Here is a 25,397-nt window from a genome sequence, read left to right on the forward strand (position 1 = left end):
CATTCCCGCCCAGCGGGCCTGTACGTCTGGGTACGCTCGGCTGCCATGACGATGAGCGGTGCGCAGGTTCAGGTCGGGGCGGTGCAGGCGGCGTGGGACCAGGTGAGCATCCTGCGCTCGCTAGACCAGCCAAGTGCCTGGCCGACCCTGTCCGAGCGCATCGCGGCAGCCACGGCCCTCTACGGTGCCGGGGAACTTTCCCGGGGGACGGTATGGCTGATCGGCGGCGCGCTGCACCTGGTGGGCGGTGGGCCCCTGGGCGGTGAGGGCTTCGCCGAGCGGTTCACCCAGACGTTGATGGACAAGGTCGGCCAGTGGGGCGATGTCGTGGAGCCGTCCGATCTGCCGATGGTGCGCCAGGTCGTGACCGCGGTTTTCGACGGACATGATCCGGTTGCCTGGCGGGACCAGGCCGGGCCGGTCCCTGACAGCGAATCGCGTGCAATGGGGTGTGCCCTGGCGCTGATCGCCGACTTCGTGGACCAGGTCGACGGGCCGGGGGCATGTGAGCGTGGGCTGCTGTCCGCGCTCAGCCGCGCCATCGACTGACCGGCCGCGGCAGGCCGGAATGCTGCCCCGAGCCGTGAAGACGGCACAAGACCACGCCCCCGGACCGCGAGGGCGGGTTCCGGGGGCGTGGCTGGTCTCGGTTTTAGTGGTCGGCGGTGTCCTGTGGGTGCTGCTGTTGCTCGCCGTGCGCCGTCGTGCGGCGACGACGGTGTTGACGCCGTCGGCGACCAGGAGGTCGGCGCCGGTGAGCATCCACGGCGTTGCGCCAGGAGAAAGGCTAGGTAGTGCGGAGGTCTGCCGGACCGGCATGAGAGGGGACCGCTTCCTTGTCAGCACCTCGGGGGCGGTCGTGGTCAGCGGGCGCGGCGCGTGCTGGGGGCGGCTGGCGGGGCCGGTGCCACCCGCGCGGTGCGGCCGGCGGTTCGCTTCTGTGCAGATGCTGTCCAGGTGCCGGGGAACCAGATGGACGTGTACTGCTCGATCGCCTCGCGCAGGCCACTTGTGTGTGCTCCCTTCCACGGCACGAAGGCGGGGTCGTTCTTGAACTCCTTGATCGTTCCGTAGTCCGAGTGGTGCGGCGGCACGCCGCGCGTGGAGTCGCGGTGGCGGAAGGTCTGGTGATCGGCGAACCGCAGGATCGTGATGTCGAGATCGCCTCGGTCTTGGTGAACGGTGGCAAGCCGCAGGCCGTCGTACTGGTTGGCCCACCGGGTGCTGGTGAAGTCGATCCGCAGCCTCAGTGGGCCGCCAGGTTCGGGGGCGGCGTAGTAGGTGTCCCCGACGACGGCGCTGTCGGCGAAGGGCAACTTGAGTTCGGCGAAGAACTCGCGTGCGTGCAGTGCCAAATGGGTCTCTTTCCCGTTATCGGCGTGTTCCGGTGGCGGGTCGGCTGGTGGTGCTCCAGCGCGGGACGCTGGCTGCGGGCCGCGTGGCTGGGCGCCGGATGGCGGCACGCTGAACGTCGAGCGGGCTGGGAGCCGGTGGGCGGATGGGCATCAGCTGGGCCTTGCCTTCGACATAGCTGTAGGTCTCCTCGCGCCAGCGGGGCAGGGGTGCCGGGTCGGAGATGCACTCGGTGACCGCTTCGAGGAGGACGGTGGGGGTGTTGGTGCTGGCGGTGGCGTACCAGTAGGGGCGGTCGGGCGGGCCGGCCCACAGTTCCCAGCGGGTCTCCCGAGTGGCCAGCTCGGCTTCCGGGTCCAGATCGCCGGTGGCGTAACTGAGGGTGGCCAGATCGTCCGGTGACTGGACGGCGAAGGCGTCCCGGTGGGGATGGTCGATGCGCCAGCCGCGTGCGAGCAGCGGTGTGATCACCGGCAGGGGGTCGGGGACTTTGTCCGTGGTGCCGAGGCCGGCCAGGTACCTGTTGGGGCCCTGCTGGTACGCCTCGGCGAGGGCGGTGGTGAACGCGGTGACGAACTCCGTCGGACAGAAGTCGTTGAAACACACTCCCCAGACGGGCGGGCCAAAGGGGTCCTTGTAGGCGGTGATGCGCCAGAGGCCGTCATCCTCGCCCTCAGGGAGGTAACCGAGGCGGACCTTGTGGTCGGGCGCGGTGACGAAGGCGTTGCACAGATCGTCGTGGTGGAAATCCCAGCCGATCTGGAGCAGGGGATCCAAGGCGGGATTGCCCGTCCCGGTGGTTGAGGCGAGGTAGCGCGGAAAGACGTGAACGTCCCCGTCGGGGGCGTCGGTATGAGGCGGCATGGGTTCCTGGTGTACGGCGGTCAGGGGGGGCCGGCCGACCGCGGGTGGGTCAGCGGCGCAGCCCCGGGCGGGCCGCCGGGCGTGCTGGGGGCGGGGGCGTGCTGGTGGTCCAGCGGCGTGCGCTGGGGGCCGGCAGTACGGTCGGGCGGCGGGCTGCCGCGGCACGGTGGACGTCGAGCGGGGTCGGCACGGCGGGCTTGGGCGGTTCGACGGAGGTGAGCTGAGCCAGCTCGGCCAGGCGGGGGTGCAGGGTCGTTCTGCTGCGGATGACCGGGTTGGGGTCGGCGAGGGCAGCGGCCGTGGCGGCGATCAGGTGCGAGGGGGTGCGCGCCGTGAAGACTGCTTCGGCGCGGGTGGCCCAGCCCGGTGGCCCGGCCCACAGGGTCACCGTCTCGGCGTCGGGGTCTGGGGCGGCGACGTCGATACTCGCTCCGGCCAGCCCGTCCGGGGCAACGATGTCCACCACGCCGTGACACGGAGGGTTTCTCTTCCAACCCGCATCGAGGAGGGGATGCATGCCGTCGGTCCAGTACACGGAGGGCTGGGTGAGGAAGGTGTAGCTGTTTTCGGCCCACTCCTCGGCGAGGGCGCGGGTGAGTCCTGCGACGATCTCGGGGGGCGTGACATGGTTGATCCGTGCGGTCCAGCGGGGTGGGGAGATGGGGTCTGCAGCTGCGCTGATGACCCAGGTGTCGTAGTCGTCGCCGAACCAGCCGACGCGGATGCGGTGGTCGGGTGAGGCGACGACGAGCTGGCACGGCCCGGTTTCGGGGTAGTGGTGGGGCCAGTGTGCGACGGGGTCGAAGCTGGGGTCGGGGTGGCCGGGCAGTCCGGCGAGGTAGCGCGGGGAAACGTATACGTCGCCGCTGGCCGAGAGGTCGTTGTCGGGAGGCAATGAGGTCCTGGGGGGTGGGGACGGTCCAGTGGTGTTCAGCCGGCGGCGGGCGTCAGGGCGGCTTCGAGATCGGCCGGGTTGCCGGTGTAGTGCAGGGCGCGCAGGCCCGCTTCTTCGGCGGCGCGGCAGTTGTCGGCGCGGTCGTCCACGAACACCACTCGCCGGGGGTCGTCGGCGCCGGTGGCCTTCAGGGCGTGGTCGTAGGCGGCCGGGTCGGGCTTGCACACCTGCAGCCAGGCCGAGTACAGGGCCTGGCGCATCATCTGGCGCCAAGGGTGGGTGTCGAGCACATCGCTGAGGCGGGCGGGGGCGTTGGACAGCAGGACCATCGGCAGCCCGGCGGCGTGGGCACGCTGCAGGACGGAAAGGACTCGCTCGTCCGTACCGGTCCACATGTCCGTGTCGGTGGTGAGGAGTTCGTGCAGCAGGCGGGGGCCGGGGTGGGAGCCGAGGACGCGGGCCCAGTACGCCAGGTCGCTGAGCTGGCCGGCGTCGTAGGGGTCGCGGGCGCTCCAGAAGGCTCGCTGGAAGCCGGTCAGGTCGTCGTCGGGCCAGGAGGCGGTGCGGGCGAGACGGACCCACTGGTCGTGGGTGGGTTGGCGGCCGATGACGCCGTTGTAGTCGAGGATGACGGCGTCCAGGTGGGTGGTGCGGGTCAAGGGGTGGTGTTCTCCAGGGCGCGGTGGGCAAGGACGGCGAGGGCGGCTGCGAGGAGGGCGGGCAGCAGCAGGGCCGTGGGCAGGGTGGTGGCGCTGGCGAGGGCGCCGATGAGGGCGGGTCCGGCCAGCAGGCCGAGGTAGCCGGTCACCGAGACGGTGGCCACGGCCTTCGGCCCGCCCCTCCCGGCGGCGGTGATCAGACTGGGGACGGTGGTGGACAGGCCGAGTCCGAAGACCGTCCAGCCGGCCAGGGCGGCGGGCACACTGTCCGCCAGGACGCCGCCGGCCAGTCCGGTGGCAGCGAGGAGTGCTCCGGCGCGGACCACGGCCGGTGTGCCGAAGGCGGTGGTGAGCCGGTCGCCGGTCAGCCGGCCCAGGGTCATGCCCGCGCTGTAGAGGGCGAACGCGCTCGCCGCGGCGGCCGTGGTGCCGTCAAGGGTGTGGACGTGCACGGCCGCCCAGTCGGCTGCCGCCCCTTCCCCCAGCAGGCTGGCTGCCGCCAGCGCTCCCAGTAGCCACAGCCTGCGGCGCCGCAGCACCGCTGCCGTGCCGCCGCTGGGCGTGGGCGGCTGGTCGGTGCCGTGCAGCGCGAGGGTGCGCGGTCTGGCCGCGAGCACGGCGGCCGTCAGCGCCAGGCCGGTGACCAGGAACAGGACACTGTGGCTGGTCGCGGCGGTGGCGGCGGCCAGGGCGGCGGCGCCGAGCGCGCCGAGGGAGTAGGCGGCGTGCAGGGAGGACATGATGGGCCGGCCATAGGCGTTTTGGCAGCGCACCGCCGCGGAGTTGGTGGCGACGTCCACGACACCGTGCGCGGCTCCGAAGGCGAGCGCCGCCGCGAGCAGCGAGGCCAGGGTGTGGCACTGGCCCAGCACAGCGAGTGCGCCGGCGAGGCCCACGGCTCCGCCCATCAGGAGCACGGGGAGCCGGTCGGGTCGGGCGAGGCGGCCACCGGTTCGCAGGCCAGCGACCATGCCGAGGGCAGCGGCGAGCAGGACCAGCGACAGCTGGGCGGTGCTGAGGTGGGCGGCGTGCTGGACGGCGGGCATCCGGGCGCCCCAGATGGCCATCACGACGCCCATGCCGAGGAAGTAGCCGGTCAGCAGTATCCGGCTGCGGCGGGCAGCGGCGGTGGGACGGCTCACGCGGCCAGTCCGCCGGTGACAGACGCGCTGCCCGCGAGGGGTGCGATGTCGATGTGGAGGCGGTGGGCGGCCTGGTCGGCGCGTGCTCGTGCGAGGTCGGCGTTAGGGGCGGTGGTGATCAGGTAGCCGATGCGGGCGGTGAACATGGTGCCGCCGTCGGCGGGGAGGAGGAGCTGGTCTCCGGCCTGGTGCTGGAAGTGGACGCGGTCCAGCCAGCGGGGGCTGATGCCGTCGAAGGAGACGCGGCGCAGGGTGCCGGAGACAGTCGGGTAGATCAGCTGGATCGCGGCGGCCGAGGAGCGGGTGGGGGTGAGATCGGGCGCCCGGCCGCAGGCGATGTCGGCGGCGGCGCGCGGCAGGTCGATGCCGGTCGCCAGGTGCACGAGGTGGCCGATCATGTCGCCGGCGATCCGGCCGTTGACCTCGACCAGCCTCGGCCGACCGTCGACCAGGCGCATCTCGACATGGCTGACGCCGTCGGTGATCCCCAGCGCGCGGATCGCGGCGCGTGCCGCGGGGGCGACCACGTCGAGCAGCGGGTCGGCGGCGTCCACGCAGTGGCCCAGTTCCTCGAAGTACGGCGGGTCGCTGACCGTCTTGCGGGTCACGGCGACCACGGTGGTCTCGCCCCGGTAGGTGACGCACTCGACTGACACCTCGGGCCCGTCGAGATACTCCTCGACCAGCACGCTCGTGCTCTCCTGCCCCAGACCGGCGGCCCTTTCGGCGAACGCATAGGCGCTCGCTAGCTGTTCGGGGGTGTCGGCGCGGATCACGCCGATGCTGGCCGCGTGCGCGGCCGGCTTCAGCACGACCGGGTAGCCGATCCGCTCGGCCGCCGCCTCGGCCTCGGCTCGGGTGCGCACGCTCACCGAGGTGGCCGACGGGACTCCGTGCCGGGCGAACAGCGCACGCGAGGTGGCCTTGTTGCGGCACGCCTGCATGACCTCGGGAGCGTTAGTGGGCAGACCGAGTTGGCGCGCGAGGCGGGCGACGGCCACGAGGTACCACTCGGTCCAGGTGAACACGCCCGCCAGGTCGTAGCGCTCGGCCAGCGCCTGCCCGGCGGCCGACAGCTGTACTGGGTCGGCCGGGTCGGGCACCACCATGCAGTCGCGGAGGTACGGCACCTCCCACGACGGCTCCTCGCCGGTGATCAGGATGACGTCATAAGCGGCGGCCACGGACTGCAGGCAGTACCCGCGGTACGCCTCGGCTTCCATGTCGGCGGCGGCGACGACCAGGACGACAGGACGGGACACGAAAAGGAACTCCTCAAATTCAGACGAAACGACGAAGGGGAAGCGTGGGCGGCTTACGGGGTGCGCCGGCGGCGGACCTCGATCACGGACGCCCACTGCGGATGGGCGGCGAGCAGTCTGCGCGCGTACAGGGCGGTGTAGTTGTTGTTCAGCCCCTTCACTCCGACTGGGCGGCTCCAGCGCAGGGCTTCGAACAGGGCCTTCATTCCGACCCGCTCGGCTCCGGCGGCCAGGCGTTCCTCCACGAGTCGCTCCAGGGCGCGGTAGATCCACGGGTGTTCGGCGTCGAAGGCGCGGAACTGCTCGCTGATCGTGGGTGTGTCGTCCCGGCGCGGGGTGGTGAGGCCGGGCAGTTCGTCCTGCACGGTGGGCATGCGTGGCGTCGTTCCTTTCGGGGGCGGGGGTTCAGGCCGGTGTGGTGCGCAGGGTGCGCAGCCGGGTGAAGGCGGCGGCCAGGCCGAGGGCCTGCAGGAGCGCGGTGGCGGTGATGGCGTTCCCGATCTGGCCGGGCGGGAGGGCCGCGATGAGCAGTCCGGCTGCGGGGAAGGGCAGCAGGAGCAGCAGGATGGTCAGGCTCAGGGTGCTGGCGAAGACCTCGGGCGGGATGAGGTGGGAGCGCAGGGTGCGCAGGACGACGGTGAGGCCGCCTTCGCCGGCCATCAGCAGGGCGACCAGGACGAGGTAGCCGTGGTAGGTGTCGGCCTGGGCGACGGCGAGGGTGGCGGTTGCGGTTGCGGTGGCAGCGGTGGCGCCGACGGGCCACAGTCCCCACCGGTCGATCGCCCGGCGCGCGGCGGTGATCGCGAGGAGGGAGGTGAGGGCGGCGGCGGACCAGATCAGTCCCGCATCGGCGCTGGAGCGGCCCAGCTCGGTGACGACGATCACCGGCATCGCCGCCTGGAGCAGGGCGATGGCTGTGTTCGACAGGAGCAGGCCGCCCACCAGCCAGGCCAGGGCGGGCAGGGCGCGCAGGGTGCCCCAGCCGGCCCGGACACCGCTCGCGTTCTGCCGATCGCCGGTGGGCTTGTGCTGATGGTGCGGGAGCAGGGCGGCGGCCAGCAGGGACAGGGCGGCGAGTGTGCTGAGCATGAGCGCCGGTCCGCCGTACTCCAGCAGCAGGCCGGACACCAGGGGGCCGGCCAGCGTGGCGGTCTGGTCGATGCCCAGCAGCACCGACTGCACCCGGTGCGCCCGCGCTCCGGCCGTGCGGCTGGCCTCGCCGCCCGCGGTCTCGGCGGCGATGTAGCTGCACTCGGTGAGGAAGCCGCTCACCGGCGCGAGCGCCATCACCACTGCCGCCGCCGGCACCCCGAAAGCGGGAACCGCGAGCAGGAGTCCGGCCAGCAGCACGGCCAGTGCCCGCCCGACGCACGCGGTACGGAAGACGCGGGCGATGCCGTGGCGGTCGACCAGGGAGCCGGCCACCGTGAACGCCACCAGGCGCGGCAGCCACTCCAGGGCGAACGCGAGTCCGGTCAGCGCGGCCGACCCTGTGGTCGCGACGACGATGAGCGGGATGCCGTACGTGGTCATCGCGAACGCGGCCCCGTCGACCGATCGGGGCAGGTAGACACTGCGGAACAGGGAGAAACGGCGGTCGTGCCGGGTTCTGGCGGCCCTCACGCGGCCAGCACGGGCTCGGCGCCCTGGGTCAGCTGGGGGTTCTCCTGGAGCCACTGCTGGAGCAGGGCACGCGTCCCATCGAGATCCTCGGCCGCCGGCCGCGAGCCCCGTTCGGTCTGCTCGGTGGTCAGGACGGGCATGGCGAGCAGGGTGAGGGTGTGCTGGACGCGGGTGGTGAAGTCGCACACCGGTGCCGGAAGGTGGTGGCGGCGTGCGACGCGGGCGAGCGCGTCGTAGATGTCGGCCAGGCCCGAGCCGGACGGGGTCAGGCTCAGGCCCACACCGGGCTGGTGGCACACCAGTCCCAGGGCGCGAGCCTGTCGGACCGTGTGGTGCAGATGGTGGTCGGGCAGGTCGGGCAGGGTGCGGGTCAGGCTGCGCGGGGGGATGGGGCCGTTGTCGTCGATCTCGGTGACCAGGCGGATCAGGCCGGGCCTGGACAGCACCGTGCAGGCGTGGCGGAGGCCGGTGGTGTGGGAGAGGGTGGTCATCGGCGCGGGCCTCCGGTGGGCAGGGCCGCCCGCGGGCGGGATGAGGTGGCGTGGGAGAACAGAGCGGTGCGCTGCCAGACCGGCGTCTGACCGGTCCTGGCCGGCGCGGGAGCGGTCGTCGGCGCCTGCGCTCGCGGCGGGCGGCTGAGCCACATCCGCTGTCCCGGCGCGGCCTGGGCGCTGCCCCAGACCGGGTGCTGTCCGGCCTGGGCCAGGGGCTGGCCGGCGGACCATGCCGACAAAGCGCTCAGCACCGGTGCGAGACCTTCCCCGGCGGGAGACAGGCGGTAGGGCTGCCCGTTGCCGTTGGTGGCGACGAGTCCGTCGTCCACCAGCTGTCGCAGCGGCGGGTAGACGTTGGTCCAGTAGCTGCCGGGAATGACCTCTTGGGCCAGAGCCGGTCCGCTGACCTCGCCCCGGATCTTGAGCACCCACAAGATCGCGGCGGCGTGCCGCCGGGTCAGCAGGGTGAGGCTGTCCTCGACCTGCTCGATCGGGGGCAGCGGCTGCTCGGGCTTTTCCAGGTACTGCTCGGCCCAGGTGACGATCAGCGGCAGGACCGGCAGCAGCGTCGTGGCACGGTCGGTCGCGCCGTAGGTGACGTGCCGCGGGTTGTGCTCCGTACGCTCAACGAGACCGGTATCGCACAGCTGCCGCAGCTTGGGGGCCAACTGGCCGTCGCGGAGCCACGGCACCTTCGCGGCGAGTTCTTTGTAGCGCAGCGGCTGCCCGGTCAGGGCGAGCAGGATCCGCACGTTCCAGCGCGGCGTGATCATGGCGAGGGCCTCGGTGACCCGGGCGACGTCGGCGTCGGTGTCGGGAGGCAGACCGGTGAGGGCCAAGGAAGGAACTCCTGTTCGTGACGGATACGCGTGCGGGTCAGCGGCTCGGTGCGCTGGTCGTGGTCGCGGCGGGCGGGGCCGGGGGCACCGTGGTGGTGGGTGGGGCCGGGGACGGCTCGGGCGGTTCCGCCTGCGCGGTCGGCTCGGGGGGATCGGCCGTCTCGGGGGGCTCGATGCGGACCAGGCTTTGCAGCACTGCCGACGCCGTGACCGCCTGGGTATCGCGGACGGCGACCGCTTCGGCGAGCCGGCGGGCGCAGTCGAGCACGTGCACCATCTCGTGGGCGCTGATGTCCCGCTCGGGGTGGATGAGTTGGGCGAGGCGTTCGCGGTGGACGGTGATGCTGTGCTCGGCGAGAGCGAGTGTGCTGTGCAGGCCGAGGAGGGCGGTGAGGATGTCGGGCGGCTGGTCCTGGGCATGTGCTTCGAGGTCGGCGAGCGGTGCGCCGTAGAGGTCCTCGATCCGTCCGGCTATCTCGGTGGACGTCGGGTGGGTCAAGCCGGGGCTTTCACAGTCGGCGGGACCGGGTCGCCCCGGCACTCGTTGGTGTCGGGGCGACCGCGGCCGTGGACGGGGCGGAGGAAAGGGCTGGTTGCGCGGTGCGCGTGGTCCGGGAGTGCTGCCCGGGTGCGGGCATGGCGCGCAGGAGCTGATCGAGCGCGGTGCGGTAGCCGGCGCGGGCTTCGAGTGCCGCCTGCAGCCACTGCTGGTCCCAGCGCAGGGCCTCGGCGGACAACTCGTCCATGTCCCGGTCGGGGGCCATCGCGGCGTGGACGCGGTCGCGGACCCGGGCGACCTGCTCCTCGGCCACGGCCAGGAAGGAGCGCAGCTCCAGTGCCCGCGCCAGCGCCGGGGAGGCGTTGGGGAGTACCGCGGCTGTGTGCAGGTCGCCGACCGGGGCGCCGAAGACCTGGTGCAGGCGGTCGTCCGCGGAGCTGGGCCGGTGCTGGGCACTCATCGCGCAAGGCTCCTGCCCGGCTGCGGCGCAGTCGCCGGCCGCGGCGCCGGGCTGGTCGGTACGGCCGGGCCCTGGCGCTGACCGAAGCGGGCCAGCATCCGGGCGGCCAAGCCGTGCTTACCCACGGCGTTCGGGTCGAGCAGCCACCGCACGACCATGGCCCGCCCGTCGCGGACGGCGACGGCCCTATTGACGCGATGGGCCAGCTCCATCGTCGGCTCGTCCACCTCGCTGGGCTGGCTCTCCAGCGCGGCCACGAGAGCGTCCTCCGCACGATCGAGCGTCGCCTGGGACTCCAGCAGCATGCCGTGCCACTTGACGATGTCGGTGGCGTCGGAATTCGCGGCCGGCGAGGCGGTGACGGCGGCCTTCAAGTGGTCGATGCCCATTCCGAAGCGGGCTTCGATCTGTGCGGTGAGCACGCCCACGACGTCGTCCATCAGATCGGGTGGAGCGGCGGACAAGAAAGACTCCTCTACTACGGTGGTCCCGAACGGCCGGAGGGTGAGGCGGCAGACCAAGCGGCAGGGGCGCTGAAATCCCGCCGCCGTTGCCGGCGGGGTATTAGTCGAGGCACATCGGGACGTCGCGGTAGACGTAGGCGGCGGACACCCAGCCCTTCACGCCCGTCGTGCGGTCCGTGATGTAGCGCCAGTTCCCGCTGGTCTTGTGGACGGTGAACTTGTGCCCGCGGTACAGGATCCCGACGGCGGTGGACTTGACCGACGCCTTGGAGCGGATGGTCACGGCCTTCGTGCCGACGATCCAGGGACCCGGGTCGGTGCAGGACTGGGTCAGGGCGTTGACCGGAGCGGCCGTGGCGGTCGTGGCCGACGCGATCGGCAAGGCGAGGGCGCCCAGGAGTGCGGCGGATACGGCAATTCTAGTTGCGCGCATGCGGAAGTAGCCTCCATGCAGGGGAGAAGAAGGAAAGGGGGTGCCGGCCGGTGTTGTCCCGGCGGCCGTATAAGAGTCCGGAGAATCGCCGGTTTGGCCAACCGGCGATCATCGGGTATGTTTCGCCGCGCCAATCGCAGCCGCGCCTATAGAGCGAACGGCCCGGCAGTCGGCGAGCGGCCGTTTCCGGCCGCGGAAACCGGCCGGAAGAAGACGGCTTCCGTCCGGTCCGGCGGGCACTCACGGCGGATCAGTTGGACAGCACCACGAATTCGTGACGCGGGCAGCCGGTCAGCTATTCAGCGCCGTTGTGCGGGAGTGGACGGCCACGCCCCTGGCCGGGGCGCCGGCGACGAAGCCTGGGGCGTCTGGGGACGGCGACTGGATGCCAGCGCGGCGCGGCCGGCGTCGGTCAGGCTGACCGGCTGGCCGGCGTGGACGGGAGGGGTGGTGTCGATGTCCACGAGGCCGGCGGAGTGCAGCCGTTGCAGGTGGGCGTAGGGGATGCGGGTGCCGGAGGCGGTGGTGACCGACAGGCGGCTGGTCAGCAGGTGTTGGTAGAGCTTGGCGCCGCCGGCGATGGCCAGCAGTGCCGCCTGATCAGCAGTGGTGATCTGCTGTTCGCCGGACTGCGGGGCGGATCGGGCGGCGGCTTCGATCGGCTCCAGCGCGGCGAGGACACGCTGTGCGGCACTGTCGCGGGCGTCGGCGGCCTCCTCCAGCTGGTCCACGGTGCGGTCGATCCGCTCGAACAGGGCGGTATCGACCGGGTACTCGCCCGAGGACAGTCGGTGCAGGAGGGTGCGGTAGAACGTGACGCTGGTCTCGGCCGCCGCTAGTTCGCGGTGCCGGTCGACCAGTTCGGTGTGGGTCTCGTCCAGAAGGCCGCGGTCGCGGTGAGCCCACAGGGTGTCGACGTCATGGCCGGTGGCCGCCTCGATACGGGGGTCTAGCTGGGACACGGCGCGCCGGGTGGTCGTGGGCGCCGGCTCGGGAGGCAATAGCGGCTCCTTGTGGTCAGCGGATGTGAAGCGGGTTGGCGCTCTGTGCCGGGCGGGGCAGGCCCGGCATGGCGGACGGCAGCGGAACCCGCCGGGAGACTGGGTGTTGGCGGGCGGCCAGTTGCGGGGAGCGGGAGCGTGCCGCGTGGGTGCGGGCGCTCAGCGGCCGGCGGCGCATGCCGAGCCGGCGGCCGACCTCGTCGTAGACGTCGTTGCCCGCCCGGGGCCGGACGGCGACCACGTAGATCTCCCGTGCGTGCGCGGACGTCCGGGGTGCCGGGCGAACGCCGTAGACGACGCGCCAGTCCTTGCGGGAGTCCACGAACAGCTTGCGGTAGCCCTCCAGATCGCCGGTCAGGCGGGTCCCGAAGCGCTGCGCGTTCACGACTTCCTGCAGGTAGGCGAGGGTGAGGTCGCGGATGTCGGAGGGCGCCTGGAGGAGGTCGGTCAGCGCGCGGGGGTCGAAGCTCAACCCGAAGGCCGGCCGCTGGCCCTGGTTCATGACGCCAGCCCGAACCCACCGGGCCCAGGCGCCTGCGCCTCGGACTCCTTCTCCGCGCGGGCCGAGGGGGGCGGTCCGGGAAGGAGGCGGTGGGCAGGGCGCTCGGGGGAGGTCATGCAGGCGGACAGCGGGCCGCCGGGCGCGCGGATCGCCGCCATGGCGTGGGTGAGGAAGTCGCGGTGCCACACGAACAGGCCGGAGAGGCCGGCTTCGGGGTCCTTGTGCTGCTGGTAGGCCAGCCACAGGGCGTGCAGCCAGGCGACGACGTCGTGGTGTTCCTGCCATTGCAGGCACCAGGGCGCCGCGGTGGTGACCTCCGCTCCGTAGACGGGGAGAAGGAAGTCGTCGACCCAGTCCGACAGGGCGTCGAGTTCGTCCTCGTACGCCTCGCCTTCCAGCTCCAGGATGGGCCGCGGCTCGGGCATGGCCGGTGCCGGCGGTCCGCCGAAGCCGGGCATGCCGAACGCCGCGAACGGCGACGGCGAGGGGGCGGAGGGCGGGGTGGAGGCGAGGTGGTCGAGCTGCCGGGCCTGCTCCGCGGTCTGCTCCATCAGTCGGCGCACGCTGGCTTCGATGCCCTCCAGCTGGGTGTCCGGGATACGCACCGGGTCCGGTCCCCCGTCGGCCGGGGGCTCAATCGATTCGGGCATGAAGGGAAAACCTCCTGAGTGCCAGGGCAATAGGGGCAGGCGGAATCAGGTAACGCACCGGCTGAGGGCGTTACCCGTGGGTGTGGCGAGGAACTGTGGCGTCAGGCGGTGAGGACCATGTCGTCCTGGCCGAGGCTCTGGCGGATGGTTTCCGTGAGCCGGTCGGCGGCGATGGACGCGTAGTGCTTGGTCTTCTCCACGCCGATGAAGTCCCGGCCTTCGAGGAGGGCGGCCACGCCGGTGGAGCCGGAGCCGGCGCAGAAGTCGAGGATCGTGCCGCCCGGCGGGCTGATCTTGACCAGCTCGCGCATCACCTCGACCGGCTTTTGCGTGATGTGCTGGCGCTTGGAGCCGGACGGCTGGGAGGCGGAGTACATGCCCGGCAGATAGACGGGGTTGCGGGAGGCGTCGATCGCGCCCTTGGACGCCCAGACGACGAACTCGCAGTTCTGGGTGAAGCGGCCCTTCTGGGGCCGGGCCTGGGGCTTGTGCCAGGCCACGACGCCGCGCCACAGCCAGCCGGCCGCCTGGATCGCGTCCGTGGTGATAGGCAGCTGGCGCCAGTCCGTGAACAGCAGCGCGGTGCCGCCGGTCTTGGTGAGGCGGTGGGCCTCGGTCATGATCTGCGTCAGCCAGAACCCGTAGGAACGCTGGTCCATGTTCTCGCCGGTGAAGTCCGGCAACGTGTTCTTGGCGTCGGCGGAGGTGTACTTCTGCTTCGCGGAGCGGCTGGTGCGCTCCTTCGCCGTGCGCCCGCCGGAGTTGTACGGCGGGTCGGTGATGACCGCGTCGACGCAGTCGTCCGGGAGCTTGGTAAGAACGCTCAGGGCGTCGCCCTGATGCAGGGAAAAAGGCAAAGAGAGAACCCCGATTCGGGTGGGAGCGTATGGAGGTCCCCTATCGCACCGCAAAGCGCGGCGGGCCGGCTTCCGGGCATGAAGATCCCATGGCCGGCCGGTTGGGGAGAGCGAGGGGAGTTGAAAAACTGTAGACGCGAATCGGCCGACGACCAAGAAGTGCCCTATGGGGGGCCGGATTCCGGCCCCTCGCCTCCGACTTTTTGGTCAACGGCCGATTAGGTTCTACTGTTTTTGGACCCGGCCGGCGCACACCAAGAGCACTGTCCGGCAGCGCAGGCGAGCGGCTACTCGCCCGCGCCACCCCACTCCCTCGAGCCCGCCCCGGCCGCCGCAGTCCCTTTCCACCACGCTCCGCGCCCGCGGCGGCCGTCCACTGCACCCGGAGGATGCATGACCTCTCGTTACCCGCCCCTGCCCGAAATCGGTGACCGGGCCGTGAGCGCTTCGGGTTGAAGGCGCTCGCCGCCGGCATCGGCGTCGTCTTCCTCTCCCCTCTCCTCCTGGGTGGAGGCGCCATGATGATGGCCACCTCCAGCGAAGCCGCCCAGAACACCGCCTCCCCGCTGGACTGCCTGACCGAGGCGGACACGGGCAAGATCGCCGACCAGGTCACCGAAATCCTCGACGGCGCGGACGCCTCCAAGGTTCACATCAAGGGCCTGGACCTGCCCGCCGAGCAGATCCCGAACGCGCAGACCATCGTCGCCACCGGCATCAGCCTCAACGTGCCCAAGCGCGGGCAGATCGTGGCGCTGGCCACCTCGATGCAGGAGAGCCGACTGCGCAACTTGTCGGGTGGGGACCGGGATTCGCTCGGCCTGTTCCAGCAGCGGCCCAGCCAGGGCTGGGGCACCGCCGAGCAGATCCACGATCCCGTCTACGCCAGCGAGCGGTTCTACAAGGCGTTGTTGCAGGTGCACGGCTGGCAGCAGATGACCGTCACCCAGGCCGCCCAGGCGGTGCAGCGCTCCGCCTACCCGGACGCCTACGCGCAGTGGGAGCCGCTGGCGACCGCGCTGCAGCAGGCGATCTCGGCCACCTTCCCCGGCTCCGGGCACAAGGACACCAGCAAGGACGACGCGGCGACCGGCTGCGACGGCGCCGACGGTACGTCCTTCGGCCCGATCCCCGAGGGCGCCGTCCCGAAGGGCTACGCGATCCCGAAGGACGCCGATCCTCGGGCCCGTAAGGCGATCGTCTGGGCGATGCACCAGCTCGGCACGATGTATCAGTGGGGCGGCTCCTGCACCAACCCGCACGGCCCCGACGCCATGGCCCGCTGCGACTGCAGCTCATTGATGCAGCAGGCGTACCGCCACGCCGGTGTCACCCTCACCCGCACCACCTACACGCAGGTGGGCGAGGGCAAGGCCGTCTCACCGAAGGCCCTGACCCCCGGTGACCTGCTCTTCAGCCGCGGCACGGCCGCCCGGCCCGAGCACGTCGGCATGTACATCGGCCAGGGCCTGGTCATCGAAGCCCCCCGTACCGGAAAGCCGGTGCGGATCACGCCGCTGAAGGACTGGACCGTCCTCGCCGCCCGCCGCGTCCTGTGACCCCATCTCCTCCCGCGCCGCCAGGCGCACCCTCCCCGTCTTCCTGAACTTCCCGACCGCCCCTGCCTTCTGGCCCGCACACGCAAGGAGCCCTCTATCCCCGTGTCCCTGCTCGCCGACCATGTCGTCCAGCTCGCCTACGATCCGGGCATCTCCCCCAAGGGCGGCGGCCTTCCGGGCCTGTCCGTCCTGAAGAACGTCGTCAACTCGATCAACCTGTTCGGCATCATCGCGGTCGTCGGTGCTCTCTCCGTCAGCCTCGCGGTCTGGGCGTGGGGCCACCACACCGGTGGCCACCAGGCCGAGGCCAACGGCAAGAAGGGCGCCACGGTCGCCGCCGGCGCCGCCATCGGCCTCGGCGCGGCCAACGGCCTCGTGGCCTTCTTCTCCAACCTGGGGTCGCAGGTCCACTGATGCTCAAACGCCTCACCGACTACAGCCTGCGCTGGTCACCGACCCGTCGCGTCACCGTGATCGGGATCGGCCTGGCCTGCCTGCTGGCCCTAGCCGCCGCCACCGCCTTCCTCACCGGCCGCGACGACCACCCCGGCACCGACGCCTCCGACCCCGTCCCGTCACCCGCGCACAGCTCCGCCGCCCCGGCCGGCCAGCCCTCCTCCTGGAGCGGCCCGGTGGCCGGGCCGCCGAAGATCTCCGATCCGGTTCAGTTCGCCAAGGCCGCCGCGAAGATGCTCTGGTCCTACGACACCCGCACCACCAGCCAGGCCCAGCATCTGACCGGAATGCGGGCGTGGATGACGAAGGAAGACGAGTACGGCGACTGGGCCTCGGTGGCGGCGCAGATACCGGATCCGGTGCTGTGGTCGCGGATGGCGGACCAGGAGCAGCACGCCACCGCCACCATCGCCGAGGGCCACTACCCGGCCGCCTTCAAGGAGGCGCTCGCGGAGGACCCGGCGGCGATCACCAAGGCGTACATCTACGCGGTGACCGTCACCGGCAAGCAGACGATCACCTGGGCCAGGGGCGGCACGGGGGCGGAGGACCGCTCGGTCACTCTCGCCGTCCAGTGCCGGCCCTCCACCGACTGCTCGCTCGTCGCCATCGCCCCGCGCGTCGCGCCCTGACCTCAAAGGAGCACCCGTGGGGTTTTGCAACCTGCCTCTGGCGGACAAGGTCTGCTCGGTCGGCGAGGCCATCGACTTCGCCTCCGACCCGGGCAAGTACATCGGCACCTGGATGGCGAGGAGCGCCGGCGAACTCGCCGCATCTGCGGCCGACCTGGCGTCAAGGGCCGTCGATGCCACCACCCGCGTCGACCTGAACGCGGGATGGTTCCGCGACAACTACGAGACGATCCTGCCCATCGGCTTGGTCGTCCTCGTGGCCACCTTCTGCGCGCAGTTGGTGCGTGCCGCGATCCGCCGTGACGGCCAGGCCCTCACCCAGGCGTTCACCGGCACCGCATCCGGTGTCATCTTTGCGTTCGCCGCCATCTCCCTGACCACCGTCGCGGTTGAAGTGACCGACGCTCTGTCCGACGGATTGTTCGAGGCCGCGAACACCGACCTGGCCTCCGCGGTGCGCCGCATCGTCAAGGTCAGCGCCCTGGCACAAGTGGCCGGGCTGGGCTGGCTCGTCGCCGTCTTCGCCGGACTGGCCACCGCCGTCGGCGCGTTCCTGTACTGGTGCGTGATGATGGTGCGCAAGGTCGGCATCCTGGTCATGGTCACCCTTGCCCCCTTCGCCGGAGCCGGCGGCGGCTGGGAGGCCGCGCGCCGCTGGCGCAAGGGCTGGATCGAGGCCACCGCCACCCTGGTGGTCTCCAAGCTGCTGATGACGATCATCTTCGTCCTTGGTATCGCCGCGATGGGCCATTCGGACACCAAGGACGGCCTGGCAGCCCTGGCCGACGTCCTCGCCGGCATCGTGATCATGGTTCTGGTCCTGCTGTGCCCGTACGCGACGTTCAAGTTCGTGCACTGGGCGGCCGAGGGCTCCGACGGGGAGACGCTGCACCGCGCCGGCGGTGCCGGTGCGCAGATGGCCCGGCAGCACGCCGAACGCGCCGGGAGGAAGGCCGTCTCCATGGCGGCCACCGCCGGAGCCGGTGGTGCCACTGCCGCTCCGCAGGGCCCGGACAGCGTGCCCGGCCAGCACGGATTCCCCGGCGACATCGCCGCCAGCCCGTCCGGCAACGGAAAAGACTCCGCACCTGACACGGGCGCGGTTGGCGCGTCCGGCGGCACTTCCGTCAAGACCGGTGTGGAACAGGCCGTTCAGCCATCGGCCCACGTCACCGACGACACCACCAGCCCGACCGGCACCGGTCCCAGCACCACCGGCAGCGCCAGTGCCGGCGGTTTCACTCAGAACGCCGCAGCCGGAGGCGGGCAGACGGCATGGCGACCGACCCCGCCGACGACGGCTCCTCCGCCGCAGGGCGCCGCACCCACCCCTGGCACGCAGTCTCCCGGAACGCAGAACGCCGGCACGAGCGGGCCGGTCTCACCTCCGCCGCCCCCGGCCGGCCTGTGACCTCCTGCCCGATGCCCGATCCCCGGGGGCGGGAGTCCACCCGCCCCCGGGCCTTCACTCCAGGACCCCGACCCGCCCTTGTCCGACCTCGCCGCCACCCCAGCCATATCCCCGACCGTCAAGTTCCCGCACCGCAGCCGCCGCGGCATCCTGCTCGGCCTCACCTTCCACCAGCTCGTCCTCGTCGCCGCCGCGCTCGCCCTGCTTCTGGTCACGGTTCTTACGACCGGGCTCCTCGGCGTCATCGCCCTGTCCCCGCTCTGGGCGACCATCGCCGCCCTGGTCACCGTCCGCCGACAGGGCCGCTCCCTGATCGACTGGGCACCCATCGTCGCCCGCTACGCCTGGCGCCACCACACCGGCCAGACCCTGTGGCTCGCCCGGCCCGTCACCCGCCCCCGCCAGGACGGCCTCCTCCACCTGCCCGGCACCGCCGCCTCCCTCAAGGTCGTCACCCCAGGCGACTCCGCCAACGGCGCCGCCGCCGTCCACGACCCGCACCAGCAGACCCTCACCGCCGTCGCCCGCGTCAGCAGCCGCGCGTTCGCCCTGCTCGACCCGGCCACGCAGAACCAGAACGTGGGCGGCTGGGGGCGCGCGCTGGCGGGCACCGCCCGCACCGGGCACGTCGCCACCGTGCAGGTCCTCGAACGCACCGTCCCCGACTCCGGAGACACCCTGGCCCGGCACTGGACGCAGCACGGCCGGCCCGAGACACCGGTCGCCGGACAGGTCTACGCGGACCTGGTCGCCTCCGCCGGACCGGCCGCCGCCCCGCACGAGACCTACCTGGCCATCTCCCTCGACCTCAAGGCCGCCAAGCGCCTGATCTCCCAGGCCGGCGGCGGCCTCCCGGGCGCGTTCACCGTCCTGCAGCAGACCACCGCCTCGATCGCCCAGGCCGCCCGCACCGCCGGACTGATGATCACCGGGTGGCTGACCGCCCGGGAGATCGCCGCCGTCATCCGCACCGCCTACGACCCCCACGCGCTCGCCACGCTCCAGCAGTGGTCCCCCACCGGCCACGCGGAAGCCGACCCGGCCGCCGCCGGACCCGTCGTCCAGGTCGAGGAGTACGACCGGATCGCCACCGACTCCGCCCGGCACGCCACCTACTGGGTGGAGAACTGGCCCCGCACCGAAATCGGCGCAGGCTTCCTGCACGGGCTGATGTTCACCGCCGGCGTGCGCCGCACCCTGTCCCTGACCTACGTCCCCCAGCAGCTCGAATCCGCGCTGCGCGACGTCCAGCGCAAGAAGGCCGCGATCATCGCCGACGCCTCCGAACGCGCCCGCCGCGGGCAGGTCGACAGCGAGGAGGACTCCATCGAGTACGCCGACGTCAAAAACCGCGAACGGCAGCTGATCGCCGGGCACGCCGACGTCGCCCTGACCGGCCTGGTCACCGTCAGCGCCGACACCGACGCCGCCCTGGACGCCGCGTGCGCGCAGATCGAGACCGCCGCCGTCACCGCCGGCGTCGACCTCCGACGGCTGTGGTACCAGCAGCCGGACGCCTTCTCCGTCGGCGCGCTCCCCCTCGCCCGCACCACCCTCTGACCCTCCGATCCCCTGGGATCCGCACTGACACCGAATACCGACCACGACCGGCTCCTGCAGGAGCTGCGGGCTCTGCTGGCCTCCTGTGAGGAGCTGTCCGCCCGCCACCGCGCCGAACTCGGCAAGTACCTCGACACCGAGGGGGAGGTGACCGCGGACAAGCTCTACGACTACAACGACGCCCGCATCACCACCGCCATCGAGGCCAGCGACCACCTCGATGCCGTGCGCGCCCGCCTGGCCGGCCTCCTCGGCCCGCCGGCGCCCAGCCCGTTCACCCTCACCTTCGCCGGCCTGGAACGCCACATGGGCGAAGCCCCCACCAGCTTCGTCGTCAACGCCATGGACCTCGGTGACGCCCTCCGCGTCCTGGCCCGCCTCCTCAGCTGGCGCGAGTGGTACCTGGCCCACGGCGGGACCCCGGACGGCCAGGACGCGGACGTCGTCTACCTGCCGCACCAGAGCCACCCCGGCCTTCCCACGCTCGACGCGTACAACGACATGCGCGACGAACAAGAATCCGCCGCACAAACCGGCGGCAAGCTCATCCGCCGCGCTCATCCCCCCCGCAGTGACCGCACCGGCTCCGGCCCCCGCTCCCGCCTCCCCGGCGGCAAGGACCACCCTTTGACCCAGCCCCGCACCAGCGAGCCCGACTCGCACCCCTACCTGCGGGCCGCCACCGCAGGCGTCCGCCACCACACACGCGCTCTGACCCGCCCCGGGCCTGCCGGCCCGCCGGACCGAGCCCACCTCGACGCCCTTCACACCCACCTGACCGAACTGCACCGGCTCCTCGACCAGTTGGCCGAGGCGGCACGTCCCCCGCACCCGGCCGCGGGCCGACACCTCGCTACCGCCCACACCCGGCTGTGGCAGGCCGCCTCCGACATCCACGCGGCCTTCCACCTGCTGCCCACCGCGCAGAAGGATTCGGTGGCGTGCCGTCCCGAGCAGCTTCCCGACGGCCCGCCGTTCCTCACCATCTGCCAGCGCCACCTCGCGGCCGGACACATCGTCCGCCGCAAGACCACCCCCACCGACCTGCGCGCCCCGCACACCACCTCGTGCGTGCGGTGAGCCTCACCCGAAAAGACGAGGCGCCCCTATGAACCACCGGCCCGCCCGCCGCGCCCGTCGGGCCTCCGCCTCCCCACTGTTCACCCCGCACGGCACCGACCGCGCCGCCCGGCGTGCCGCCCGCCGCCGCCTCGCCGAAGCCGCCGCGAAAGCCCGCACCGAAACCACCGACCGCACCTTGGCCGGCGCCGGGCCGGCCGAACACGACCCACCGCCACCGGTCTACCCGGCGGGCGGACGCCCCGGCCGGGCCTCGGCACGCGGAAACCGGCTGAAGCTGCCCGCCCACCGCATGACCACCGCCATCGCGGCCGGCGCCTACCCCTTCCTCGCCGAAGGCGGTCTCGGCGCCGAGGGGATCTACATCGGCCGCGACGTCCACGCCGAAGCCTCCTTCTGCTTCGACCCGTTCGCGCTGTACGGGAAGGTGGAGGGCTTCACCAACCCCAACGTGCTGCTGGCCGGGGTGATCGGCCAGGGCAAGAGCGCGCTCGCCAAGAGCTTCGCCCTGCGGTCGATCGCGTTCGGGTACCGCGTCTACGTCCCCTGCGACCCGAAGGGTGAGTGGACGCCGGTCGCCCAAGCGCTGGGCGGCACCTGCGTCGCCCTCGGCCCCGGTTTGCCCGGCCGCCTCAACCCGCTGGACGCCGCCCCGCGCCCGGACAGCATCACCGAGGCCGACTGGGAGGGAGAGATCCGCAAGCGGCGCCTGCTGCTGCTCGGCTCGCTGGCCCGTACCGTGCTGGGCCGGGACCTGATGCCGATGGAGCACACCGCGCTCGACGTCGCCCTGGACATCGCGGTCACCCAGGCCGCCGGCGCGGGCCGTACGCCGCTGCTCGGTGATGTCGCCGCCGCTCTCAACCAGCCCGCACAGTTGGACGAGGTGGCCGGGACGATGGCCGGTCACCTCGGGGATGCCGCCCGTGACCTCGCCCACGCCGTGCGCCGTCTCGTGCACGGTGACCTGGCCGGCATGTTCGACGCGCCCTCCACCATCACGTTCGATCCGCGGGCACCGATGCTCACCATCGACCTGTCCCGGCTCGGCGGGTCCGGTGACGACACCGCCCTGGTGCTCGCCATGACCTGCGCTTCGGCCTGGATGGAGTCCGCCCTGACCGACCCGCACGGCGGCCGGCGCTGGATCGTCTACGACGAGGCATGGCGCCTGATGCGCCACGTCGGCCTGCTCCAGCGCATGCAGGCCCAGTGGAAACTCTCCCGCGGGCTCGGCATCGCGAACCTGATGGTGATCCACCGGCTGTCCGACCTGCTCACCGCCGGCGACGCCGGATCACAGGGCCGGGCCCTGGCCGAGGGCCTCCTGGCCGACTGCTCCACCCGGATCATCTACCGGCAGGAGACCGACCAGCTCCACGCCGCCGCCTCCCTGCTCGGCCTGACCTCCGTGGAAGTCGACGCCATCGCGCACCTCAACCGCGGACGCGGCCTGTGGAAGGTCGCCGGCAGGTCCTTCATCATTCAACATCTGCTCCACGCCCATGAGCTGGCGCTCTTCGACACCGACGCCCGCATGCACTGACCCGCACCGGAAGCCTCCTTGCCGCACCAACCGTCCCCACGGTCGCCCAACCGCCCCGAGCCCGGTGACCTCTACCGCAAGGCCCGCCGGGACGCCGCACCGTTTCTGGCCGGCCACCCGCTCCCCGACCAGCCGGCCGCGCTGCCGGACCTGACCTCCTACCTCCAGGCACTCCCCGACGCCCGGACGCCCGCCGAGGTCAGCGCCCTCACCCACCAGCTGGTCGCCGCCACCGCACCCGTCCTCGACCACATCGCCGCCCACTTCGTCACCCTCGCCCTCTGGGCCGGCACCGAGCACCGGCACACACCCCAGGCGGTGCGCCTGCTGCGCGAAGCGGCCCAGACCATCCGCACCGCGGTGGTCAAGGTGGCCGAGGCCGACCTGGAGAACCTGCGCGCCCACTACACGCCTCCCGCAGCAGGGCCAGAACACCCGGGCGCGGGCGCGCCCGCCTCCACCGCCACCGCAGCACCAGCACCCTCGGCCGGACCGCGTCGCTGACACCGCCCCTGGCCGCCCGCCCTCACCACCAGGAGAAACCCACCTGCCCCCGCACGCCTCCAGCACCCTCCCCACCGGCCTCGCCGCGCACCTGCCCGGCAACTGGTTCCGCCGGGACACCGAGATCCTGCCCTTCGAAGACCAGTGCCGCCTCGCAGAGCGGGTCTGGGACTGCGGCCCCGTCCACTCGGCCCTGCTCGACTGGCCCGACACCCCCATCACCGTCCTCGACGGGCCCGAAGGCCAACAGCTCATCGTGATACCGCGCCCCCGCTCGTCGGGCCAGTACCTGGTAGCTCCCCTGCGGCCCGACGGTGTACGACCGCACCACTTCAGCGGCGTCTACGAGCCGAACGGCATCGCCGTGCCCGACGATCCCGCCCGTGCCGCCGCCCAGGTCACCCGCCGCGTCCTGCCCCGCTACGCCGAAGCAATCGCCGCCGTCTACGACAAGGCCCGCCGCCAGCCGGAGCCACCGCACCGGCCCGCCGCACCCGAGGTCAGCCAGTCGTTCACGCTGATCTGGTACCCCGACGGCGTGGTGGGCGCCCCGTATGACAGCGTGCCCGCCGCAGCCCGCCCCGTCCTCTACCAGTACCGCTTCCAGTACAGCCCCGACGAGGCCGCATTCGTACTGCCCACCTCCTACGCCCCCGGGGAACGTGCCCTCCTGCTCGGCAGCGCTCTGCGGCAACTCACCGCCCAGGGCATCGGCGTGAACCTCCGCCACGCCGCCCCCACTCCTCCCTCCTCCCGCACAACGGCTCCGGCACTCGGCGCGCCCCCTGCCCCGAAGCAGCCGCCGGCCGCGCGGCGATAGCGGTTCCGGGCCCTTCACGTGCGAACACCCGGACTGTCCGATGGGGACCAGCGGATGCTGCTGCACGGGATCGCCGACCAGCTCAACACCATCGCCGACCAGTTCCCGCTGCCCGACCAGGTCCGTGCCGACCCAGCGGTCGGGGAGATCCTGGACGACGAAATACGCAACCTGGCACGACTGCTGGGCTACCTGGCCGGCGAGAGCGCCTTCCGTCACCGGGCGTCGGCCCGCTATCCGGACCAGGTCACGTCCTCCCAGCGCCGCACCACGCTCGCCCTCGCCCGTGCCGCCGGACCCACCAGCGGCGCGCTCGCCTCCCTCGGCAGCGCCGTTCACGACCTCGGCGTCCTGTTCGACCTCACCCACCAGGCCCCCGGACGTGACCGCAACCGGGCCGCGGCAGCCGCACACCAGCGCCTCGCCGAACACTTCACCGCGGCCCGCACCCATCTGATCCGCGCTGCCCAGCAGTTGCGTCGCGCCGCCGACACCCGCACGGCGCCACCCGCTGCGGCCCCGCCTTCCCCGCAGGCGAGCCCGGCCCGCGCCCGCTGACCGTCCACTCCGCCCCGTGCTCGCCCCTTCCCACCTCGGCCGTACGGCGGCTGCCGCACGGCCAGCCGACCTCGACCATCCCCGACTTCTTCTTCCAGGAGACGATTCTGCGAGATCCCGACTTCGAGCTGTACGACAACGTCGGCCGCGACGCCGACCAGATCGCCGCCGCCCGCTACGGCATCGCCACCGACAACGACCTGCTGCGCTGGGCCAAGCGCGACGCCGAAGACTTCCTGGCCCGACACCCGCTGCCCGAGCAGGACCTGCCCAGCCCCGACCTCACCCCGTATCTCGACGCACTCGCCGCCGCCGAGACCCCTGCTGAGGCCAGCGCGGTCACCCAGCGCCTGCTGGACGCCGCCCACCCCCTGCTCCACGCAATCAGCAACTACCTCGTGGCCGCCGCCCGATGGCGGGACCAGAACCGAGGAGCGGAGCTGGGATCGCCGCCGAAGATGCTGATGACCGCGGCCAGCCACAGCCTGTCCGTACTGGCCCTTGCCCACCAAGCGGACCTGGCGATCCTGCGGGCCGAATACGACCCGGCACCAGCCCCGCCCAGCCCGCAGCAGGGCCCGAAGGCACCCGGTCTTCCCCCCTCCCCTCCCAGCGCCCCGCCCGCCGGCCCGACCCCGGGCCGCTGACCTCACCGTCTCTGGAGATCTTCTGTCGACCCGTTCCTTCATCGCCCGTCCCACCGCAAGCGGCTATGACGGCATCTACGTACACCTCGACGGCTATCCGACGGCGCAGCTGCCCCTGCTCCTGGCCGCCTTCCAGTACCGGTTCGCACGCGACCTCGATGCCATGACCCGGCATCTCGTGGACGACGTGGCTGTCGGCTGGGAGGAGCTGGGCACCGACCTCCTCGACGGCGCGCAGCCGTACATCGTCGAAGAGCTGACCCGTGGCGAGCGGTGGCCCAGCAGGACCCTGGACCACCTCATCACCCCGGACGGCTCACCGCCGACCCGTATGACGGTCACCGAGAAGGACGCGGCCGACCAGGACCTGGAATGGGGCTACGTCCTGCGCCCGGAGGGCATCGAGGTGATCAGCATGCCGTACGCCAATGCCGGCCCGGTCGTCGGCTGGGACACCTACCCCCTGGAGTGCTTCAGCGACAACCCCCGGTACTGGCTCGCCCCCGCCCTCTCGCCGCTCGCCACGCCCGCTGCGGCCGGGCCGGCGCCAGCCGCACCCGCGACCGCGCCGGTGCCGTCCCGTACGGCAGCTCGCCGCTGAACCACCCCGTACCGCAACCCTGGAGA

Annotated in this window: 29 protein-coding genes and 1 pseudogene; 12 read left to right on the forward strand and 18 right to left on the reverse strand. The window is 72.1% G+C overall.

Annotation, left to right across the window (positions count from 1 at the left end):
• The first annotated feature begins 45 nt into the window (after positions 1–45).
• Complete coding sequence (locus Srubr_RS18340) at positions 46–549, forward strand: hypothetical protein (protein ID WP_189999576.1); 504 nt, start codon at positions 46–48, stop codon at positions 547–549.
• Between the two features lie 314 nt (positions 550–863).
• Here Srubr_RS18340 and Srubr_RS18345 read toward each other — a convergent pair whose 3' ends face one another.
• The 18 genes and pseudogenes from Srubr_RS18345 to Srubr_RS18430 all read right to left on the reverse strand — a co-directional run bounded on the left by Srubr_RS18345 (position 864) and on the right by Srubr_RS18430 (position 13,997).
• Positions 864–1,355, reverse strand: coding sequence for a hypothetical protein (locus Srubr_RS18345; RefSeq protein ID WP_189999575.1), 492 nt, complete (start codon positions 1,353–1,355; stop codon positions 864–866).
• Between the two features lie 16 nt (positions 1,356–1,371).
• A complete protein-coding gene (locus Srubr_RS18350) occupies positions 1,372–2,217 on the reverse strand; it encodes an SPDY domain-containing protein (RefSeq protein WP_189999574.1) in 846 nt (281 codons plus the stop codon).
• Positions 2,218–2,266: 49 nt separating this feature from the next.
• Entirely contained in the window at positions 2,267–3,112 is an 846-nt protein-coding gene (locus Srubr_RS18355; RefSeq protein WP_189999573.1) for an SPDY domain-containing protein, read from the reverse strand.
• A 35-nt stretch (positions 3,113–3,147) separates the two neighbouring features.
• On the reverse strand, positions 3,148–3,771 hold the full coding sequence (locus Srubr_RS18360; protein ID WP_189999572.1) for an HAD-IA family hydrolase: 624 nt from the start codon (positions 3,769–3,771) through the stop codon (positions 3,148–3,150).
• A pseudogene (locus tag Srubr_RS18365) lies at positions 3,768–4,922 on the reverse strand (MFS transporter); the annotation flags it as partial. The gene Srubr_RS18360 and the pseudogene Srubr_RS18365, both read right to left, overlap by 4 nt.
• On the reverse strand, positions 4,910–6,136 hold the full coding sequence (locus tag Srubr_RS18370; protein WP_189999590.1) for an ATP-grasp domain-containing protein: 1,227 nt from the start codon (positions 6,134–6,136) through the stop codon (positions 4,910–4,912). The pseudogene Srubr_RS18365 and the gene Srubr_RS18370, both read right to left, overlap by 13 nt.
• 92 nt (positions 6,137–6,228) lie before the next feature.
• The gene (locus Srubr_RS18375) at positions 6,229–6,549 is read right to left on the reverse strand and encodes a hypothetical protein (protein WP_189999571.1); all 321 of its coding nucleotides are present in this window, start codon (positions 6,547–6,549) and stop codon (positions 6,229–6,231) included.
• Positions 6,550–6,580: 31 nt separating this feature from the next.
• Positions 6,581–7,798, reverse strand: a complete 1,218-nt coding sequence (locus Srubr_RS18380) for an MFS transporter (RefSeq protein ID WP_268257608.1) — start codon at positions 7,796–7,798, stop codon at positions 6,581–6,583.
• Positions 7,795–8,289, reverse strand: a complete 495-nt coding sequence (locus Srubr_RS18385) for a hypothetical protein (RefSeq protein WP_189999570.1) — start codon at positions 8,287–8,289, stop codon at positions 7,795–7,797. Before Srubr_RS18385 ends, Srubr_RS18380 begins: the two co-directional genes overlap by 4 nt.
• Positions 8,286–9,131 (reverse strand): winged helix-turn-helix transcriptional regulator, encoded by an 846-nt coding sequence (locus Srubr_RS18390; protein ID WP_189999569.1) that lies wholly within the window; start codon positions 9,129–9,131, stop codon positions 8,286–8,288. The genes Srubr_RS18385 and Srubr_RS18390 overlap by 4 nt, the downstream gene beginning before the upstream one ends.
• 37 nt (positions 9,132–9,168) lie before the next feature.
• Complete coding sequence (locus tag Srubr_RS18395) at positions 9,169–9,630, reverse strand: hypothetical protein (RefSeq protein WP_189999568.1); 462 nt, start codon at positions 9,628–9,630, stop codon at positions 9,169–9,171.
• A 10-nt stretch (positions 9,631–9,640) separates the two neighbouring features.
• Positions 9,641–10,090: a hypothetical protein gene (locus Srubr_RS18400; protein ID WP_189999567.1), complete on the reverse strand. Its 450-nt coding sequence runs from the start codon at positions 10,088–10,090 to the stop codon at positions 9,641–9,643.
• A complete protein-coding gene (locus tag Srubr_RS18405) occupies positions 10,087–10,554 on the reverse strand; it encodes a hypothetical protein (protein WP_373313652.1) in 468 nt (155 codons plus the stop codon). The genes Srubr_RS18400 and Srubr_RS18405 overlap by 4 nt, the downstream gene beginning before the upstream one ends.
• A 100-nt stretch (positions 10,555–10,654) precedes the next feature.
• Positions 10,655–10,987, reverse strand: coding sequence for an SH3 domain-containing protein (locus Srubr_RS18410; RefSeq protein WP_189999566.1), 333 nt, complete (start codon positions 10,985–10,987; stop codon positions 10,655–10,657).
• 299 nt (positions 10,988–11,286) lie between these two features.
• On the reverse strand, positions 11,287–11,988 hold the full coding sequence (locus Srubr_RS18415; protein ID WP_189999565.1) for a hypothetical protein: 702 nt from the start codon (positions 11,986–11,988) through the stop codon (positions 11,287–11,289).
• Positions 11,989–12,004: 16 nt separating this feature from the next.
• The gene (locus Srubr_RS18420; RefSeq protein WP_189999564.1) at positions 12,005–12,490 is read right to left on the reverse strand and encodes a hypothetical protein; all 486 of its coding nucleotides are present in this window, start codon (positions 12,488–12,490) and stop codon (positions 12,005–12,007) included.
• Positions 12,487–13,041 carry a DUF4913 domain-containing protein gene (locus Srubr_RS18425; RefSeq protein WP_189999587.1) on the reverse strand — a complete coding sequence of 185 codons (555 nt, stop codon included), beginning with the start codon at positions 13,039–13,041 and terminating at the stop codon, positions 12,487–12,489. Before Srubr_RS18425 ends, Srubr_RS18420 begins: the two co-directional genes overlap by 4 nt.
• A gap of 200 nt (positions 13,042–13,241) precedes the next feature.
• On the reverse strand, positions 13,242–13,997 hold the full coding sequence (locus Srubr_RS18430; RefSeq protein ID WP_189999563.1) for a DNA-methyltransferase: 756 nt from the start codon (positions 13,995–13,997) through the stop codon (positions 13,242–13,244).
• Between the two features lie 452 nt (positions 13,998–14,449).
• On the opposite strand from Srubr_RS18430, the gene Srubr_RS18435 reads away from it, so the two are divergent.
• From Srubr_RS18435 to Srubr_RS18485, 11 genes are all read left to right on the forward strand, one after another.
• A complete protein-coding gene (locus tag Srubr_RS18435) occupies positions 14,450–15,556 on the forward strand; it encodes a C40 family peptidase (RefSeq protein ID WP_189999562.1) in 1,107 nt (368 codons plus the stop codon).
• A 102-nt stretch (positions 15,557–15,658) separates the two neighbouring features.
• Entirely contained in the window at positions 15,659–15,970 is a 312-nt protein-coding gene (locus tag Srubr_RS18440; protein ID WP_189999561.1) for a DUF6112 family protein, read from the forward strand.
• Positions 15,970–16,644, forward strand: coding sequence for a hypothetical protein (locus tag Srubr_RS18445; protein ID WP_189999560.1), 675 nt, complete (start codon positions 15,970–15,972; stop codon positions 16,642–16,644). The genes Srubr_RS18440 and Srubr_RS18445 overlap by 1 nt, the downstream gene beginning before the upstream one ends.
• Before the next feature lie 16 nt (positions 16,645–16,660).
• Entirely contained in the window at positions 16,661–18,055 is a 1,395-nt protein-coding gene (locus Srubr_RS18450; RefSeq protein ID WP_189999559.1) for an SCO6881 family protein, read from the forward strand.
• Positions 18,056–18,133: 78 nt separating this feature from the next.
• Complete coding sequence (locus Srubr_RS18455) at positions 18,134–19,615, forward strand: SCO6880 family protein (RefSeq protein WP_189999558.1); 1,482 nt, start codon at positions 18,134–18,136, stop codon at positions 19,613–19,615.
• A gap of 627 nt (positions 19,616–20,242) precedes the next feature.
• Entirely contained in the window at positions 20,243–20,695 is a 453-nt protein-coding gene (locus Srubr_RS18460; protein WP_189999586.1) for a DUF6238 family protein, read from the forward strand.
• Between the two features lie 28 nt (positions 20,696–20,723).
• Entirely contained in the window at positions 20,724–22,241 is a 1,518-nt protein-coding gene (locus Srubr_RS18465) for a TraC family protein (protein ID WP_189999557.1), read from the forward strand.
• A gap of 18 nt (positions 22,242–22,259) precedes the next feature.
• Positions 22,260–22,745, forward strand: coding sequence for a hypothetical protein (locus tag Srubr_RS18470; protein WP_189999556.1), 486 nt, complete (start codon positions 22,260–22,262; stop codon positions 22,743–22,745).
• A gap of 256 nt (positions 22,746–23,001) precedes the next feature.
• Positions 23,002–23,565, forward strand: coding sequence for a hypothetical protein (locus Srubr_RS18475; protein ID WP_189999555.1), 564 nt, complete (start codon positions 23,002–23,004; stop codon positions 23,563–23,565).
• A 54-nt stretch (positions 23,566–23,619) separates the two neighbouring features.
• Positions 23,620–24,123 (forward strand): hypothetical protein, encoded by a 504-nt coding sequence (locus Srubr_RS18480; RefSeq protein WP_189999554.1) that lies wholly within the window; start codon positions 23,620–23,622, stop codon positions 24,121–24,123.
• Between the two features lie 810 nt (positions 24,124–24,933).
• A complete protein-coding gene (locus Srubr_RS18485; protein WP_308439960.1) occupies positions 24,934–25,371 on the forward strand; it encodes a hypothetical protein in 438 nt (145 codons plus the stop codon).
• Positions 25,372–25,397: the final 26 nt, after the last annotated feature.

Source organism: Streptomyces rubradiris, from assembly GCF_016860525.1.
GTDB lineage: Bacteria > Actinomycetota > Actinomycetes > Streptomycetales > Streptomycetaceae > Streptomyces > Streptomyces rubradiris.

What these genes read in the sequence shown, in the direction of transcription:
- Srubr_RS18340 (WP_189999576.1), top strand. Translation starts at nt 46, where the DNA reads ATGACGATGAGCGGTGCGCAGGTTCAGGTCGGGGCGGTGCAGGCGGCG.
- Srubr_RS18350 (WP_189999574.1), bottom strand. Translation starts at nt 2,217, where the DNA reads ATGCCGCCTCATACCGACGCCCCCGACGGGGACGTTCACGTCTTTCCG.
- Srubr_RS18370 (WP_189999590.1), bottom strand. Translation starts at nt 6,136, where the DNA reads ATGGAAGCCGAGGCGTACCGCGGGTACTGCCTGCAGTCCGTGGCCGCC.
- Srubr_RS18375 (WP_189999571.1), bottom strand. Translation starts at nt 6,549, where the DNA reads ATGCCCACCGTGCAGGACGAACTGCCCGGCCTCACCACCCCGCGCCGG.
- Srubr_RS18385 (WP_189999570.1), bottom strand. Translation starts at nt 8,289, where the DNA reads ATGACCACCCTCTCCCACACCACCGGCCTCCGCCACGCCTGCACGGTG.
- Srubr_RS18400 (WP_189999567.1), bottom strand. Translation starts at nt 10,090, where the DNA reads ATGAGTGCCCAGCACCGGCCCAGCTCCGCGGACGACCGCCTGCACCAG.
- Srubr_RS18410 (WP_189999566.1), bottom strand. Translation starts at nt 10,987, where the DNA reads ATGCGCGCAACTAGAATTGCCGTATCCGCCGCACTCCTGGGCGCCCTC.
- Srubr_RS18420 (WP_189999564.1), bottom strand. Translation starts at nt 12,490, where the DNA reads ATGAACCAGGGCCAGCGGCCGGCCTTCGGGTTGAGCTTCGACCCCCGC.
- Srubr_RS18425 (WP_189999587.1), bottom strand. Translation starts at nt 13,041, where the DNA reads ATGGAGCAGACCGCGGAGCAGGCCCGGCAGCTCGACCACCTCGCCTCC.
- Srubr_RS18445 (WP_189999560.1), top strand. Translation starts at nt 15,970, where the DNA reads ATGCTCAAACGCCTCACCGACTACAGCCTGCGCTGGTCACCGACCCGT.
- Srubr_RS18465 (WP_189999557.1), top strand. Translation starts at nt 20,724, where the DNA reads ATGAACCACCGGCCCGCCCGCCGCGCCCGTCGGGCCTCCGCCTCCCCA.
- Srubr_RS18480 (WP_189999554.1), top strand. Translation starts at nt 23,620, where the DNA reads ATGCTGCTGCACGGGATCGCCGACCAGCTCAACACCATCGCCGACCAG.
- Srubr_RS18485 (WP_308439960.1), top strand. Translation starts at nt 24,934, where the DNA reads ATGACCCGGCATCTCGTGGACGACGTGGCTGTCGGCTGGGAGGAGCTG.